The sequence below is a fragment of the Paraburkholderia sp. RL18-101-BIB-B genome, assembly GCF_046026985.1.
In the GTDB taxonomy this organism is placed as follows: Bacteria; Pseudomonadota; Gammaproteobacteria; order Burkholderiales; family Burkholderiaceae; genus Paraburkholderia.
Window position 1 is genome coordinate 158,778 of sequence record NZ_JARESV010000007.1, and the last position, 15,049, is coordinate 173,826.

Below are 15,049 nucleotides of genomic sequence, written 5' to 3' on the forward strand. Positions count from 1 at the left end.
CGAAGCGGGCAAAACAGGCGAAGCGCGACTGAAGTACGAGTCAAGCGCGCGTATCTGAAAACGGTGCGAGTGCGGCAAGCAGGGTTACACGTCGCCGGCCAGCACCTGCGCGATGTGCAGCACGCGCGTGGTGGCGTCGCCGGTACGCCGCAAACGGCCTTCAATATTGAGCATGCAGCCGAGGTCGCCGAGCACCACCGTGCCGGTGCCGCTTGCACTGATATTCGCGCACTTTTCGTCGACGATCGCCGTGGAGATGTCGCCGTACTTGACCGCGAAGGTGCCGCCGAAGCCGCAGCAATGCTCGCAATCCTTCATCTCGTTCACTGTGACGCCGACCTGCGCCAGCAAAGCGCGCGGCTGCGCCTTCACGCCGAGCTCACGCAGCCCGGAGCAGGAATCGTGGTACGTGACCTGACCCGCGAACTCGCCCGGCTGCAATTGCACCTTGGCCACGTTCACGAGGAAATCGGTCAGTTCGAACACCTTGGCGCGCAACCGGCCGAAGCGGTTCATCAGTTCCGGATCATCGGCGAAGAGATCGCCGTAATGCACGCGGATCATGCCGCCGCACGAACCGGACGGGACCACGACGTAATCGAACTGTTCGAACTCGCGCAGGGTTTTCTCGGCCAGATCGCGCGCGATGCGCCGTTCCCCGGAGTTGTACGCGGGTTGACCGCAACAGGTTTGGGCGGGTGGCACCACCACCTCGAATCCGGCGCCTTCGATCAGCTTGATGACCGAAAAACCGATCTCGGGACGCATCAGGTCGATCAGGCAGGTAACGAACAATCCGACTCGCATGAGCCCTCCTTCGGGAAAACGTCCCTGATTATCCGCTGTTTGCCGCACAATACCAACGGCCGGAAGGCATAGGACGAAAGCCGCTGAAATTGGAATTGGCGTTCCAATCGCTTTCCTTCTTTTCACAATACGGGATACAATCAATTTCCGCTGTTTGACGCGTCAACCGATTCCTCCCATGAGCGATACGAACCCGGATCCCAAAACTTCGATCCAGGTGATCGAACGCATGATGCGCTTGCTCGACGCACTCGCTGCGCATAGCGACCCGGTCAGCCTGAAAGAACTCGCCATCCGCACGGAGCTGCATCCGTCCACCGCGCACCGCATCCTCAACGACATGGTGATGTGCCGGCTGGTCGACCGGTCGGATCCCGGCACCTACCGTCTCGGCATGCGCCTGCTCGAACTGGGCAATCTGGTGAAGGCGCGTCTGTCGGTCCGCGACGCGGCGCTCACGCCGATGCGCGAACTGCATCGTCAGACGGGCCAGACGGTGAATCTGTCGGTACGTCAGGGCGACGAGATCGTCTATATCGAACGTGCTTATTCCGAGCGTTCCGGCATGCAGGTGGTGCGCGCCATCGGCGGACGGGCGCCGTTGCATCTGACCTCGGTAGGCAAGCTGTTCCTCGCCGCCGACGAATCCACTCGCGTGAGGGCCTACGCCACGCGCACCGGCTTGTCGGGCCACACGCAGAACAGCATCACCGACCTGACCAAACTGGAGCGGGAGCTCTCGCACGTGCGCCAGCAGGCCTGCGCGCGCGATAACGAAGAGCTGGAACTCGGCGTGCGCTGCATCGCCGCCGGCATTTACGACGACACCGGCAAACTGGTTGCCGGTCTGTCGCTGTCGGCGCCGGCGGATCGCTTGCAGGATTCCTGGCTCGGCCAGCTTAGCCAGACGGCGCTGATGATCTCCGCGTCGCTCGGCTACCGGCCGCAACCCGCGCAGGACCATTCGCATAGCCATCACGCGTAAGCCCGGCGCTGGGCTTACGCTCAAGAAACAAAAAAGCCTCGCAACTGCGAGGCTTTTTGTTTTCACGCGGCCGGTCCGGAAACCGGCCAGCGAACAAACGCTTCAGGTACCCGGACCGCTGGCGTCCGCGCTGGTAATCCGCGCCTCGCCGCCGCCGTTATCCAGCCACGTGCGCAGACGCGTGGCGTCCGCGAACCGCGAGTACTTACCCGACGAGTCGAGCAACACCATGATCATCGGACGGCCGTGAATGGTCGCCTGCATCACGAGGCATTCACCCGCTTCGTTGATAAAGCCGGTCTTTTGCAGACCGATATCCCACGTCGGGTTACGCACCAGCGCATTGGTGCTGTTGTACGCCAGGGAGCGCTTGCCGGTGTACACCTCGTAGCTGTGATCGGTCGAGAACCTGCGGATCACCGGATACTGATACGCCGCGTTGACCATCTTCACGAGGTCGCGCGCGCTCGACACGTTCTGGCTCGTCAAACCCGTGGGGTTTTCAAAGTGCGTGTCGGTCATGCCGAGCTGCTTGGCCTTCGCGTTCATGGCCGCGAGGAACGCCGGACGGCCGCCCGGGAAATAACGCGACAGCGCCGCGGCCGCGCGATTTTCCGATGCCATCAGCGCGATATGCAGCATGTCTTCACGCGAGAGCACCGAGCCCACCGACAGACGCGAGCCGGTGTTCTTTTCGTAGTCTCGGTCTTCGTCCGTGACTTCGATCTGGTCGGTCATCGGCTCTTTCGAGTCGAGCACCACCATCGCGGTCATCAGCTTGGTGATCGACGCGATCGGCACCACGGCGCGCGAGTTCTTGTCGAACAGCGACTCGCCCGAGTTCTGATCGATCACGTAGGCGACGCTCGAGCGCAGCATGAGCGCGTCCGGCGTTTCGTGCAGACCGAAAGCCTGGCCGACGCTCGGCTGACGCGGTTCGTACGCGATGCGGCGCACCACCGAGTGGTGACGGCCGTTCGACGTGTACGTCACGCGCTTGCGCTTGACGCCCGCGCGCGGCGCGTCGTCGTCAGCGGCTACGGTTTTTGCGGCCGCGCCTTTGGTCGCTTTCGAGGCCTTGCCCGACACCTTTTCAGGAGCGGCAGCCGGCTTCTTGGCCGCTTTGGCGTGTTTGGAGGTTTTTGCAGGTGCATCGGGCGTGGCGGCAAAAGCGCTCACGGGCGTGGCGAACGCCGCCGCGATGACCATGGAGGCGGCCACCGACAGAGCGGTGCTGCGGGCCGCGCCGTGGATCACTTTTAGCGACGAAAACATGTCGGTTTTCATGGGTGTTCGGTAGGGAGCGGCGAGAGGTTTCCGCAAGTGTAGTAAAACAACGAAAAATTAGCAATTTGAAGCACTTATACGCGCTCCTTAAACCGGCTTGTAAGCTCCGATCGCAAAAACACGAATAAGTGCCGTGCATCGATCGAAAAAAACGATCGCCGGCACGTTACGCCTCGCCGCTGCCGCCATACGCCGGAATCGAGGTGATTCTTCCAGCATAACGGCAATTTCGAGACAACCTTGATCAGGGGAAATACGGTCAGAGCACGGGCGGTCAAACTGCCAGTGCAACAGCACGCGGCAGCAGTCGCTGCAGCGAGGTTGTTAAACGCCTGCTGCAGACTGCAACGCGCATTCGACCAGCATGAAGCATTAACGTTCCGTGACACTTTCCGGTTTACACCAAATCGACCGCCGAAGACTTTTTTAACAATTGCCGGATGTTAGCGTCCCCACTTAGCCCGCGTTTGTCGGTCAAATTGACCTTACAATTCAGTAATAAATACAGCATGATTAGGCACCGGCGCGGTGCGGCGGTTAAATCGACCTGCGTCATAAGGATGTCATGCCGATCGCATAACACTATGTTTTATCAGTAGTTTCTTAATATTGTGCGACGCACAAAAAGCGCTTGACATTCTTTGTAACCATCCTAAAATGGGAACCATTGCTGCGATGCACAATACATCGCGGTCCGGCGGGACGCACCATGTGTCTCACCATTCACCCAATGCGGTCCGCACAGACAGACCGCGATCCAGGAGCGTAAACCATGACTCTGCTGACCCCTGAGCAATTCGCCGCAGCCCAGAAAGCCAACTTTGAAACGTTGTTCGGCCTGACGACCAAAGCATTCGAAGGCGTCGAAAAGCTGGTTGAGCTGAACCTGCAAGTCGTGAAATCGACGCTCGCGGAAAGCCAGGAAAATGCTCAACGCGCCCTGTCGGTCAAGGACGCGCAAGAATTGCTGGCTCTGCAAGCAAGCCTTGCACAGCCGGTGGCTGAAAAGGCGTTGTCGTACGGTCGCCACGTGTATGAGATCGTTTCGGCAACGCAAGGTGAATTCACCCGCGTCGCGGAAGCGCAATTCGAAGAGCAAAACCGCAAGGTCCAATCGCTCGTCGAAAACGTCGCCAAGAATGCACCGGCTGGTTCGGAAACCGCTGTCGCCGTGATGAAGTCGGCTATCACCGCCGCTAACACCACGTACGAAACGGTTCACAAGGCAACGAAGCAAGCTGTCGAAATCGCTGAAAGCAACTTCAATGCAGCTGCAACGGCCGCATCGAAGGCAGCTTCGCAAGCCGCCGCCCAAGCATCGCGCTCGGCCAAGAAGGCAGTCTAAGCTTCAGTCTCAAGCATCACTCTGCAGGCATCACCCAACGCCGGCACAGCTCGAACGCTGTGCCGGCGTTACCGCAAGCAACAGCGTCGTGTCGTTGCCGCTCACACGGTGTTAATTGGCCGAACGCTCCGATACGTTGAACGGCGTATCGTTTGCCCGGCGAAAGGCCGGGATTTTTTTACCCGACGCTTTTTCGCCGTCGCCTGAGTCGTTCAGCATGTATTGGTGACGCCGTCGTCGCGCGGCAACCGCCCCACTCTGCTGCCCAAAGAAAAAAACGGCGCGCCCTTTGCGGGGCGCGCCGTTTTTATTTGCATCATCGAATCCGCCTGCACGAATGCAGACGGACCGAATCGCCTTACTTCTTTTTCTGCGGCGGCAGGTCGGTACAGACGCCTTCGTACAACTCGGCGGCCATGCCGATCGATTCGCCAAGCGTCGGATGCGGGTGAATCGTCTTGCCGATATCCGTTGCGTCCGCACCCATTTCGACCGCGAGACAGACTTCGCTGATCAGGTCGCCCGCATTCAGACCGACAATCCCGCCGCCGATCACGCGATGCGTTTCCTCGTCGAACAGCAGCTTGGTGAAGCCTTCGTCGCGGCCGTTGGCGATTGCGCGGCCCGAAGCGCCCCACGGGAACACCGCCTTGCCGTACTTGATGCCTTCGGCCTTCAACTGATCTTCCGTCTTGCCGGCCCAGGCCACTTCCGGATCGGTGTAAGCCACCGACGGAATCTGCAGCGCGTCGAAGTATGCCTTTTCGCCGTGTGCGACTTCGGCGGCGACGTGAGCTTCATGCACGGCTTTGTGCGCCAGCATCGGCTGACCGACGATATCGCCGATCGCGAAGATGTGCGGCACGTTGGTGCGCATCTGCTTGTCCACGTCGATGAAGCCGCGATCCGTCACCGCGACGCCTGCCTTGTCCGCTCCGATCTTCTTGCCGTTCGGCGAACGGCCGACGGCAACCAGCACGAGGTCGTAGCGTTGCGCTTCGGCCGGGGCCTTCTCGCCTTCGAACGACACATAGATGCCGTCGTCTTTCGCTTCGGCCGCCGTGGTCTTGGTCTTCAGCATGACGTTGGCGAAACGCTTGCTGTTGTACTTCTCCCAGACCTTGACCAGATCGCGGTCCGCGCCGGCCATCAGGCCGTCGAGCATTTCGACCACGTCGATCTGCGCGCCGAGCGTCGCGTACACCGTGGCCATTTCCAGCCCGATGATGCCGCCGCCGACCACCAGCATGCGTTGCGGAATCTGCCGCAGTTCGAGCGCGCCGGTCGAATCGACCACACGCGGATCTTCGGGAATGAACGGCAGCTTTACCGCTTCCGAGCCCGCGGCGATGATCGCCTGCTTGAACTTGACGACCTTCTTGCCGCCCTCGACCTGCACTTCCATATGATGCGGATCGACGAACGAACCCGTGCCCGTCACGACTTCGACCTTGCGCATCTTCGCCATGCCGGCGAGACCGCCGGTGAGCTTCTTGACGACGCCCGACTTGAAGTCGCGCAGCTTGTCGAGATCGATTTGCGGCTTGCCGAACGTGATGCCGTGCGAGCCGAGCGCTTCGGCTTCGTCGATCACCAGCGCTGTGTGCAACAGCGCCTTCGACGGAATACAGCCGACGTTCAGACACACGCCGCCGAGCGTCGAGTAACGTTCGACCAACACCGTCTTCATACCCAGGTCAGCAGAACGGAACGCCGCCGAATAGCCGCCGGGGCCCGAACCGAGCACGAGCATGTCGCACTCGATATCCGCGTTGCCGGAGAAGCTACCCGCTTGCGGAGCGGGCGCAGCCGCCTTGGCCGGAGCCGCCGCCTGCGGTTTTGCTTCCGCTTGAGCGGGCGCTTTCTCAGGTTCCTTGGCCGGAGCCTTCGGCGCATCTTTCGCGGGAGCCGCGTCCGCCGATGTTTCGACGAGCGCGATCACCGTGCCTTGCGAGACTTTGTCGCCGGCTTTGACGCGGACTTCCTTGACCGTGCCGGCGGTATCGCTCGGCACTTCGATGGAGGCCTTATCGGACTCGAGCGTCATCAGCGCCTGTTCGTTCTCGATGACGTCGCCCGCTTTGATATTGACTTCGATGACATCGACATCCTTGAAGTCACCGATATCCGGCACTTTTACTTCGACGAGACTCATTAGTGTCCCCTTCTCTTATTGATCGTGATGAAGGAAGAACCTCAAAAAAGCAGCCCAAAAGCTGGCAGCGCGGCGAACAGAATCATCCTTTGCAGTCCGCCCAAGGACGCGCCTTTCTTTTGCCTACTTTTCTTTGGAAGACAAAGAAAAGTAGGTGCCGCCCCGCACAGGGGCGACGCTAATAGACCGACAAGAAATCAGGTTCTACAGAGAGACGCGGATCACAAACAAAAAGAAACCCGCGCCCCGCGCAACCACCACATCAAAGAATCACACGCCGGAAATCGGCAAGAAGCGCCCCAAGATACGCATTGAACCGCGCCGCCGCAGCACCATCAATCACACGATGGTCGTACGACAAAGAAAGCGGCAAGATCAGACGCGGCACAAACTGCTTGCCGTCCCAAACCGGCTTCATCGCGCCACGCGACAACCCGAGAATGGCGACTTCAGGCGCATTGATAATCGGCGTGAAGTTCGTGCCACCAATGCCACCCAAAGAAGAAATCGAGAAGCACCCACCTTGCATCTGATCCGGCTTGAGCTTGCCATCGCGCGCAGCCTTCGACAGCTCGGCCATTTCCTTGGCGATCTCGATCAAACCTTTCTTATCCGCATCGCGAATGACAGGAACGACCAGACCGTTCGGCGTATCAGCCGCAAAGCCGATATGGAAGTACTGCTTGAACACCAGGTTATCGCCGTCGAGGCTGGCATTGAACGTCGGGAACTGCTTCAGGGCGGAAACCACGGCCTTGATCACGAAAGCCAGCATGGTGATCTTCACACCGGCCTTTTCGTTTTCCTTGTTCAACTGCACGCGCAGCGCTTCGAGATCGGTGATATCCGCTTCGTCGTTGTTCGTGACGTGCGGAATCATGACCCAGTTGCGATGCAGATTCGCGCCCGAAATTTTCTTGATACGCGACAGCGGTTTCGGATCGATCGGACCGAACTTCGTGAAGTCGACCTTTGGCCACGGCAGCAGATTCAACTCGCCGCCACCCGCGGCAGCCGGTGCAGCAGCGCCAGCCGGCGCGGCACGCTGGCCGGTCATGACGCCCTTGATGAAGGCAGTCACGTCGGCTTGCGTAATGCGGCCCTTCGGACCCGTGCCCTGCACCTGCGTCACGTCGACGCCGAGTTCGCGCGCGAACTTGCGCACGGACGGCGATGCATGGCTCGCATGGCGCGCGCCGCCTTCGCCGGCCGGAATCACCGGTGCCTGAGCGAGCGCCGACGGAGCCGCCGGAGCCGGCGACGGTGCAGCCGGCGCATCGGACGGCTTCTCGACCTCCTGCCTGGGAGCCGGAGCCGGCGCAGCCGCGCCGCCTTCCGCTTCCACGACCACGATCACCGAGCCTTCCGACACGGTATCGCCGACCTTGACCTTCAGTTCCTTGACGATGCCGGCAGCCGAGCTCGGCACGTCCATGGTCGCCTTATCGGATTCGAGCGTCACCAGCGACTGCTCTTTCTCGACGCGATCGCCGACCTTCACCGCGACTTCGATCACGGGAATGTCTTTGTAGTCGCCGATATCCGGCACTTTGACTTCCTGCAGACCACCGCCACCGCTGGCGGCAGGCGCCGGCGCGGCCGCGGGTGCGGCCGAAGGTGCCGGAGCCGGTGCGGCGGCAGGCGCCGGAGCCGGTGCGGCCGCGCCGCCTTCCGCACCTTCCAGCACGACGATCAGCGAACCTTCCGACACGTTGTCGCCGACCTTGACCTTCACTTCCTTGACGACGCCGGCGGCCGAGCTCGGCACGTCCATGGTCGCCTTGTCGGATTCCAGCGTAACGAGCGATTGCTCTTTTTCGACGGTGTCACCCGCCTTCACCAGCACCTCGATCACAGGAATGTCCTTGTAATCGCCGATGTCCGGCACCTTGACTTCGATCGCTTGACTCATTGTTAGTGTCTCCTGGGCCGCGCACGCGGCCTGCCCCTGGCGATCAGGGGCGGGCGCGCACGCCATGGCACACGGGGAATGATGCCTTAGACGGTCATCGGGTTGGGTTTGGCGGGATCAAGGTTGTACTTCTTGAGCGCCTCGGCGACTACCTTGCGTTCGATCGTGCCTTCATCTGCGAGTGCATTCAACGCGGCAACCGTGACCCAGTAGCGGTCGACTTCGAAGAAGTGGCGCAGCTTTTCGCGCGTGTCCGAACGGCCGTAGCCATCCGTGCCCAGCACGACGAACTTCTGCGGCACGAAGGCGCGGATCTGTTCGGTCAGCGCGCGCACATAGTCGGTCGAGGCGATGACCGGACCTTGTGCGTCCTTGAGCAGCTTCTCGACGTGCGAGAGCTTCTTTTCTTCGGTAGGGTGCAGCAGGTTCCAACGCTGCACTTCGTGGCCTTCGCGAGCCAGTTCGGTGAAGCTCGGCACGCTCCACAGATCGGCGGCGACACCCCAGTCGTTCTTCAGCAGATCGGCGGCGGCGATCACTTCGTTGAAGATCGTGCCCGCGCCCATCAGTTGCACGCGCGGCGCCTTCTTGTCCGCTTCGGCCTTGCGGAACGAGTACATGCCCTTGATGATGTCGGCCGCTACAGATTCGCCCTGCGGAATCGCCGGGTGCTCGTAGTTCTCGTTCATCACCGTGACGTAGTAGTACACGTCTTCCTGATCCGCGACCATGCGGCGCAGGCCGTCCTGCATGATGACCGCGAGTTCGTAACCGAACGTCGGATCGTAGCTGATGCAGTTCGGCACCGAAGCCGCCCACAGCAGCGAGTGGCCGTCTTCGTGTTGCAGGCCTTCGCCGTTCAGCGTCGTGCGGCCGGCCGTGCCACCCAGCAGGAAGCCGCGCGAACGCATGTCGCCCGCCGCCCATGCCAGATCGCCGATGCGCTGGAAGCCGAACATCGAGTAGAAGATGTAGAACGGAATCATGATCTCGCCGTGCGTCGAGTAAGACGTCGCGGCTGCGATCCAGTCGGCCATACCACCGGCTTCGTTGATGCCCTCCTGCAGAATCTGACCGGTTTCCGACTCACGGTAGAACATCAACTGGTCGGAATCTTCCGGCACGTACTTCTGGCCTTCCTGATTCCAGATACCGATCTGGCGGAACAAACCTTCCATACCGAAGGTACGCGACTCGTCCGGCACGATCGGCACGATGCGCTTGCCCAGCGCCTTGTCTTTCAGCAGGATGTTCAGGATCCGCACGAACGCCATGGTCGTGGAGATCTCGCGGCCTTCGCCCGTGCCCTTCAACAGCGGCTCGAATGCCGACAGTTCCGGCACCGGCAGCGACTCGGCCTTCTGGCGACGCGCCGGCAGATAGCCGCCGAGGTCCTGACGGCGAGCACGCATGTACTCCAGTTCCTTCGAACCTTCTTCGAACTTGAGGTACGGCACGTTGACGAGGTCTTCGTCGGCGATCGGCAGGCGGAACTGGTCGCGGAATTTCTTCAGCTGATCCACGTGCAGCTTCTTCTGCTGGTGGGTGATGTTCATCGCCTGGCCGGCTTCGCCCATGCCGTAGCCCTTGATCGTCTTCGCGAGAATGACGGTCGGCTGGCCCTGCGAATTCGACGCTTCCTGGAACGCTGCGTAGATCTTGTGCGGATCGTGGCCGCCGCGGTTCAGATTCCAGATTTCCTCGTCGGACCATTCGGCGACCAGCGCCTTCAGTTCCGGCGTGTTGAAGAAGTGTTCGCGCACATACGCGCCCGACTCCGACTTGTACGTCTGGTACTCGCCGTCGACCACATCCATCATGCGGCGCATCAGCGCGCCCGACTTGTCGCGTTGGAACAGCGCGTCCCAGCGGCTACCCCAGATGACCTTGATGACGTTCCAGCCGGCGCCGCGGAATTCGCTTTCCAGTTCCTGGATGATCTTGCCGTTACCGCGCACCGGACCGTCGAGGCGCTGCAGGTTGCAGTTGATCACGAACACGAGGTTGTCGAGCCGTTCGCGGCCGGCCATGCCGATCGCACCGAGCGATTCCGGCTCATCCGTTTCGCCGTCGCCGAGGAAGGCCCAGACCTTGCGGCCGTCGGTCTTCGCAATGCCGCGCGCCTGCATGTACTTCATGAAGCGCGCCTGATAGATCGCCATGATCGGGCCGAGGCCCATCGAGACGGTCGGGAATTGCCAGAAGTCCGGCATCAGCCACGGGTGCGGGTACGACGAGATGCCCTCGCCGCCCACTTCCTGACGGAAGTTGTCGAGCTGGTTCTCGGTCAGACGGCCCAGCAGGAACGCGCGCGAGTAGACGCCCGGCGACGAGTGGCCCTGCACGAACACGAGATCGCCGCCATGTTCGGCCGACGGCGCATGCCAGAAGTGGTTGTAGCCGACGTCGTACAACGTGGCGGCGGAAGCGAACGAGGCGATGTGGCCGCCGACGTTGGTGTCCTTGCCGGCGCGCAGCACCATCGCGATGGCGTTCCAGCGCGTGTACGAGCGGATACGGTGTTCGATGTCCTGATCGCCGGGGATCTTCGCCTGACGCGAAACCGGGATCGTATTGATGTAAGGCGTGTTGGCCGAGAACGGCAAATGTTCGCCATGCACGCGGGCGAATTCAATCTGTTTCTCGATCAGGTAGTGAGCGCGATCTGGGCCCACAGCAGAAATCACGCCATCCAGCGCTTCAAGCCATTCGCCGGTTTCCTGGGGATCGTCGTCTTTTTCAGCAGCGACATATTTCATGACTTCGTCGGGTACAGCGGACATGCTCGTCTCCTGGATGTAGAGGAACGCTCTTTGAACAGACGACGCGGACGAAGCACGGCCGCGGCAGCTTCGGCCGATTGTAATAAGGGTCCCGACGTCCACGCAACAAAATTTTCGAATTACGAGATCGAATCTCATAATGCGAAAAATTGTTGCGGCGCAACCTGATTTGACTGCCGATCGACGGATACGTTGGCTAGTTTGCGCCGATTAATGGTCCTTTCCGCGCTTTTTTGCGCCATTTGCTAGCTTCACGCTGCGCTACAATGCCACGCATGTTGACCGAACGGCTTTTCGCACGCTCGGCGCGCACCGCCGGTTCGCCCGCGGATTCGACGCCGTCCTCCCGCTGGCACCACGGACCGTGGTGGTCCAATTCCTATTTGCTCACGCCGCTCCTGTCGATCCTGGTCTTCCTGGTCGTCATGAGTCTGATTTTGTGGAGCCTGAACCGGCGCGAACAGCAACAGCAGGAAGACACGCTTTACCGTAATGTCGCGTGGGCGCAGCAGCAGATCCGCCTGTCCATGACCGGCGCGCAGGAGCAGATCCAGGCGCTCGCGCGCGATCTGGTCGCCGGCCACGCCGATCCGCATTCGTTCCAGGTGTCCACCACGGACATCATGCAGGGGCATCCCGAGATCCTCTACATGAACTGGTACACGAGCCAGCAGCAGCCGCGCTGGCCCAATACCGCGCTGCCGGTGTTCGGCCAGCGTCTGGCCAAGCCGAACGACACGCAGATGGACGAAGCCGTCAAAGCGGCCTTCGCCGAGGCGCGCAACACGCGCCGCCAGGTGTATTCGCCGCTCATCTACGACGACCTCGGCAACGGCTACATCACGCTGCAAACGCCGGTGTTCCGCGACCGCGACTTCCTCGGCACGATCGCCGCCGTCTTCTCGGTGGAAGGCATCCTCAAGCACGACATTCCGCCTGAGCTGTCCGCCAAGTACAAAATCTCGATCATCGACGTGAACAACCGCGAGTTGACCACCACGTCGACCCGCCCGCGCCTGCCGCGCGACATGTTCTACGATCTGCCGCTCGACCCGCCGGGCCAAGGTGTCTCGGTGCGCGTCTACGCGTTCCCGCAGATGACCAACTTCACCAACAACACGCTGGTATGGCTGGTGGCGGGTCTCTCCTGTTTCGTGTTGTGGAGCCTGTGGAGCCTGTGGAAACACACGCGCCAACGCTTCGAGGCGCAGCAGGCGCTGTACGCCGAAGCGTTCTTCCGTCGCGCGATGGAAAACTCCGTGCTGATCGGCATGCGCGTGCTCGACATGCATGGGCGCATCACCCACGTCAATCCGGCGTTTTGCCGCATGACCGGCTGGGACGAAAGCGATCTGGTCGGCAAGAACGCGCCGTTCGCCTACTGGCCGCGCGACGCTTACCCCGAAATGCAGCGCCAGCTCGACATGACGCTGCGCGGCAAGGCGCCCTCTTCCGGCTTCGAATTACGGGTACGCCGCAAGGATGGCTCGCTGTTCCATGCGCGTCTGTACGTGTCGCCGCTGATCGACAGTTCGGGCCGCCAGACCGGCTGGATGTCGTCGATGACCGACATCACCGAGCCGAAGCGCGCGCGCGAAGAACTCGCCGCCGCGCACGAACGCTTCACCACGGTGCTCGAAAGTCTCGACGCCGCCGTCTCCGTGCTGGCCGCCGACGAAGCCGAACTCCTGTTCGCCAACCGCTATTACCGGCATCTCTTCGGCATTCGCCCGGACGGTCATCTGGAATTGGCGGGCGGCGGGTTCGATAGCGCACAGGCGTCGTCCGATTCGATCGATATGGTGGATACCTACGCCGGCCTACCCGCCGCCGCGTTGACCGAAAGCACCGCCGATGCGCAGGAAATCTACGTGCAGAGTATCCAGAAGTGGTTCGAAGTGCGCCGCCAGTACATTCAGTGGGTGGACGGCCACCTCGCGCAGATGCAGATCGCAACCGACATCACAACTCGCAAGCAGGCCCAGGAACTATCGCGCCAGCAAGACGAGAAGCTGCAGTTCACCAGCCGTCTGATGACGATGGGCGAAATGGCCTCGTCGCTCGCGCACGAACTGAACCAACCGCTCGCCGCGATCAATAACTATTGCTCCGGAACCGTCGCACTGGTTAAATCCGGTCGGACGACACCTGACAATCTGCTGCCAGTGCTTGAAAAGACCGCCCAGCAGGCGGTGCGCGCGGGCATGATCATCAAGCGCATCCGCGAGTTCGTGAAGCGCAGCGAGCCGAAGCGGCAAGCCACGCGCGTGGCCGATATCGTCGCCGACGCCGTGGGTCTGGCCGAAATCGAGGCGCGCAAGCGCCGCATTCGCATCGTCACGGATCTGCGCTCGCGCCTGCCGGTGATCTACGTCGACCCGGTGCTGATCGAGCAGGTGCTGGTCAACCTGCTGAAGAACGCCGCCGAAGCGATGGCCGAAGCCCGTCCGAATGCGGTCGATCCGGTGATCCGCGTGGTCGTGCGGCTGGAGAGCGGGTTTGTCTGCATCAGCGTCGTCGACCAGGGACCCGGCGTCGACGAAGCGACAGCCGAGCGGCTGTTCGAACCGTTTTACAGCACCAAGTCCGATGGTATGGGCATGGGGCTGAACATTTGCCGTTCGATTATCGAATCGCACCGCGGCCGTCTGTGGGTGGTCAACAACGTCGAATCTGACGGCCACATCACAGGCGCCACGTTCCATTGCAGTCTGCCTATTGGAGAGCCTGATGGCCCGAGCAACGGCGGGACACAGGCGCCGACACCACAAACCGTTACGGGAGAGCTATGAACAGCCCAGTCACCACACAGGAAACTGTCTTTGTCGTCGATGACGACGAGGCCGTGCGAGATTCGCTGCGCTGGCTGCTGGAGGCGAACGGCTACCGCGTGCAATGCTTCTCCAGCGCCGAGCAGTTCATCGACGCATGGCAGCCGCATCAGCATCCGGGCCAGATCGCGTGCCTGATTCTCGATGTGCGGATGTCCGGCATGAGCGGGCTCGAGTTGCAGGAACGCCTGATCGCCGACAACGCATCGCTGCCGATCATTTTCGTGACGGGCCACGGCGATGTGCCGATGGCCGTGTCCACGATGAAAAAAGGCGCGATGGACTTCATCGAAAAGCCGTTCGACGAAGCCGAGTTGCGCAAGCTGGTCGAGCGCATGCTCGACAAGGCGCGCAGCGAAAGCACCAGCGTGCAGCAGCAGCGCGCCGCGGCAGAACGTCTCGGCAAGCTGACCGCGCGTGAGCATCAGGTGCTCGAGCGCATCATCGCCGGCCGCCTGAACAAGCAGATCGCCGACGACCTCGGCATCAGCATCAAGACGGTCGAAGCGCACCGCGCGAACATCATGGAAAAGCTCAACGTCAACACGGTCGCCGATCTGCTGCGACTGGCGCTGTCGAACAAGCCGCAACCGGCGCAATAAGCCTCGCACGGCGGCGCTTACCCCGAAGGAGGGCCCTTTGGGGTAAGCGCCGCCACACCAGAAGTGACTGCGTGCCAACGGCCGGACTATAGAAGAGTCCGGCCTGTTTCGTCCTCTTTTTCCCTCCTCATTTCCCTCCCCTCTATCGCACGGCAATCACGACGAAGCGCGTGATTTCGACGCACCCCGCGCGTGCAAAATAATATGCATTGCTCAGCAATTACTTACGCTAATCCGCAACAGGTTCTTTCCTCAGACAAGATTGACGGATTCGGACGCGCCCCTTAATTTACGCAGAACTCCTTAGCAGACAGCGCCGATGCGACGATCGACGCGGGAGTG

The 15,049-nt window shown here is 61.3% G+C and carries 9 protein-coding genes; 4 read left to right on the plus strand and 5 right to left on the minus strand.

The genetic code is table 11. From position 1 onward, the window contains the following. Positions 1-84 precede the first annotated feature (84 nt). The gene (locus tag P0D73_RS13930; RefSeq protein WP_408175848.1) at positions 85-807 is read right to left on the minus strand and encodes a (Fe-S)-binding protein; all 723 of its coding nucleotides are present in this window, start codon (positions 805-807) and stop codon (positions 85-87) included. A 178-nt stretch (positions 808-985) separates the two neighbouring features. Between P0D73_RS13930 and P0D73_RS13935 the strand changes: the two genes are divergently transcribed. After that, positions 986-1,792 carry an IclR family transcriptional regulator gene (locus P0D73_RS13935; RefSeq protein ID WP_132373822.1) on the plus strand — a complete coding sequence of 269 codons (807 nt, stop codon included), beginning with the start codon at positions 986-988 and terminating at the stop codon, positions 1,790-1,792. 102 nt (positions 1,793-1,894) lie between these two features. Here the strand turns inward: P0D73_RS13935 and pbpG are convergent, their stop codons facing one another. Then, positions 1,895-3,079 (minus strand): D-alanyl-D-alanine endopeptidase, encoded by a 1,185-nt coding sequence (pbpG, locus tag P0D73_RS13940; protein WP_408175847.1) that lies wholly within the window; start codon positions 3,077-3,079, stop codon positions 1,895-1,897. A gap of 772 nt (positions 3,080-3,851) precedes the next feature. Between pbpG and P0D73_RS13945 the strand changes: the two genes are divergently transcribed. Continuing rightward, the gene (locus tag P0D73_RS13945; RefSeq protein ID WP_095418901.1) at positions 3,852-4,424 is read left to right on the plus strand and encodes a phasin family protein; all 573 of its coding nucleotides are present in this window, start codon (positions 3,852-3,854) and stop codon (positions 4,422-4,424) included. A 358-nt stretch (positions 4,425-4,782) separates the two neighbouring features. Here P0D73_RS13945 and lpdA read toward each other — a convergent pair whose 3' ends face one another. The 3 genes from lpdA to aceE form a co-directional block, all read right to left on the minus strand. Next, positions 4,783-6,579 (minus strand): dihydrolipoyl dehydrogenase, encoded by a 1,797-nt coding sequence (lpdA, locus tag P0D73_RS13950; protein WP_408431684.1) that lies wholly within the window; start codon positions 6,577-6,579, stop codon positions 4,783-4,785. 262 nt (positions 6,580-6,841) lie between these two features. Further along, complete coding sequence (gene aceF / locus P0D73_RS13955) at positions 6,842-8,491, minus strand: dihydrolipoyllysine-residue acetyltransferase (RefSeq protein ID WP_408282751.1); 1,650 nt, start codon at positions 8,489-8,491, stop codon at positions 6,842-6,844. An 86-nt stretch (positions 8,492-8,577) separates the two neighbouring features. Next, the gene (aceE, locus tag P0D73_RS13960; protein ID WP_132373818.1) at positions 8,578-11,274 is read right to left on the minus strand and encodes a pyruvate dehydrogenase (acetyl-transferring), homodimeric type; all 2,697 of its coding nucleotides are present in this window, start codon (positions 11,272-11,274) and stop codon (positions 8,578-8,580) included. A 275-nt stretch (positions 11,275-11,549) separates the two neighbouring features. Here aceE and fixL point away from each other — a divergent pair, with 275 nt between their 5' ends. Further along, entirely contained in the window at positions 11,550-14,066 is a 2,517-nt protein-coding gene (fixL, locus tag P0D73_RS13965; protein ID WP_132376838.1) for an oxygen sensor histidine kinase FixL, read from the plus strand. Next, the gene (fixJ, locus tag P0D73_RS13970; RefSeq protein ID WP_006051254.1) at positions 14,063-14,707 is read left to right on the plus strand and encodes an oxygen response regulator transcription factor FixJ; all 645 of its coding nucleotides are present in this window, start codon (positions 14,063-14,065) and stop codon (positions 14,705-14,707) included. Before fixL ends, fixJ begins: the two co-directional genes overlap by 4 nt. The last annotated feature ends 342 nt before the right edge of the window (positions 14,708-15,049 follow it).

What these genes read in the sequence shown, in the direction of transcription:
- pbpG (WP_408175847.1), bottom strand. Translation starts at nt 3,079, where the DNA reads ATGAAAACCGACATGTTTTCGTCGCTAAAAGTGATCCACGGCGCGGCC.
- P0D73_RS13930 (WP_408175848.1), bottom strand. Translation starts at nt 807, where the DNA reads ATGCGAGTCGGATTGTTCGTTACCTGCCTGATCGACCTGATGCGTCCC.
- fixL (WP_132376838.1), top strand. Translation starts at nt 11,550, where the DNA reads ATGTTGACCGAACGGCTTTTCGCACGCTCGGCGCGCACCGCCGGTTCG.
- aceF (WP_408282751.1), bottom strand. Translation starts at nt 8,491, where the DNA reads ATGAGTCAAGCGATCGAAGTCAAGGTGCCGGACATCGGCGATTACAAG.
- P0D73_RS13945 (WP_095418901.1), top strand. Translation starts at nt 3,852, where the DNA reads ATGACTCTGCTGACCCCTGAGCAATTCGCCGCAGCCCAGAAAGCCAAC.
- fixJ (WP_006051254.1), top strand. Translation starts at nt 14,063, where the DNA reads ATGAACAGCCCAGTCACCACACAGGAAACTGTCTTTGTCGTCGATGAC.
- aceE (WP_132373818.1), bottom strand. Translation starts at nt 11,274, where the DNA reads ATGTCCGCTGTACCCGACGAAGTCATGAAATATGTCGCTGCTGAAAAA.
- lpdA (WP_408431684.1), bottom strand. Translation starts at nt 6,579, where the DNA reads ATGAGTCTCGTCGAAGTAAAAGTGCCGGATATCGGTGACTTCAAGGAT.
- P0D73_RS13935 (WP_132373822.1), top strand. Translation starts at nt 986, where the DNA reads ATGAGCGATACGAACCCGGATCCCAAAACTTCGATCCAGGTGATCGAA.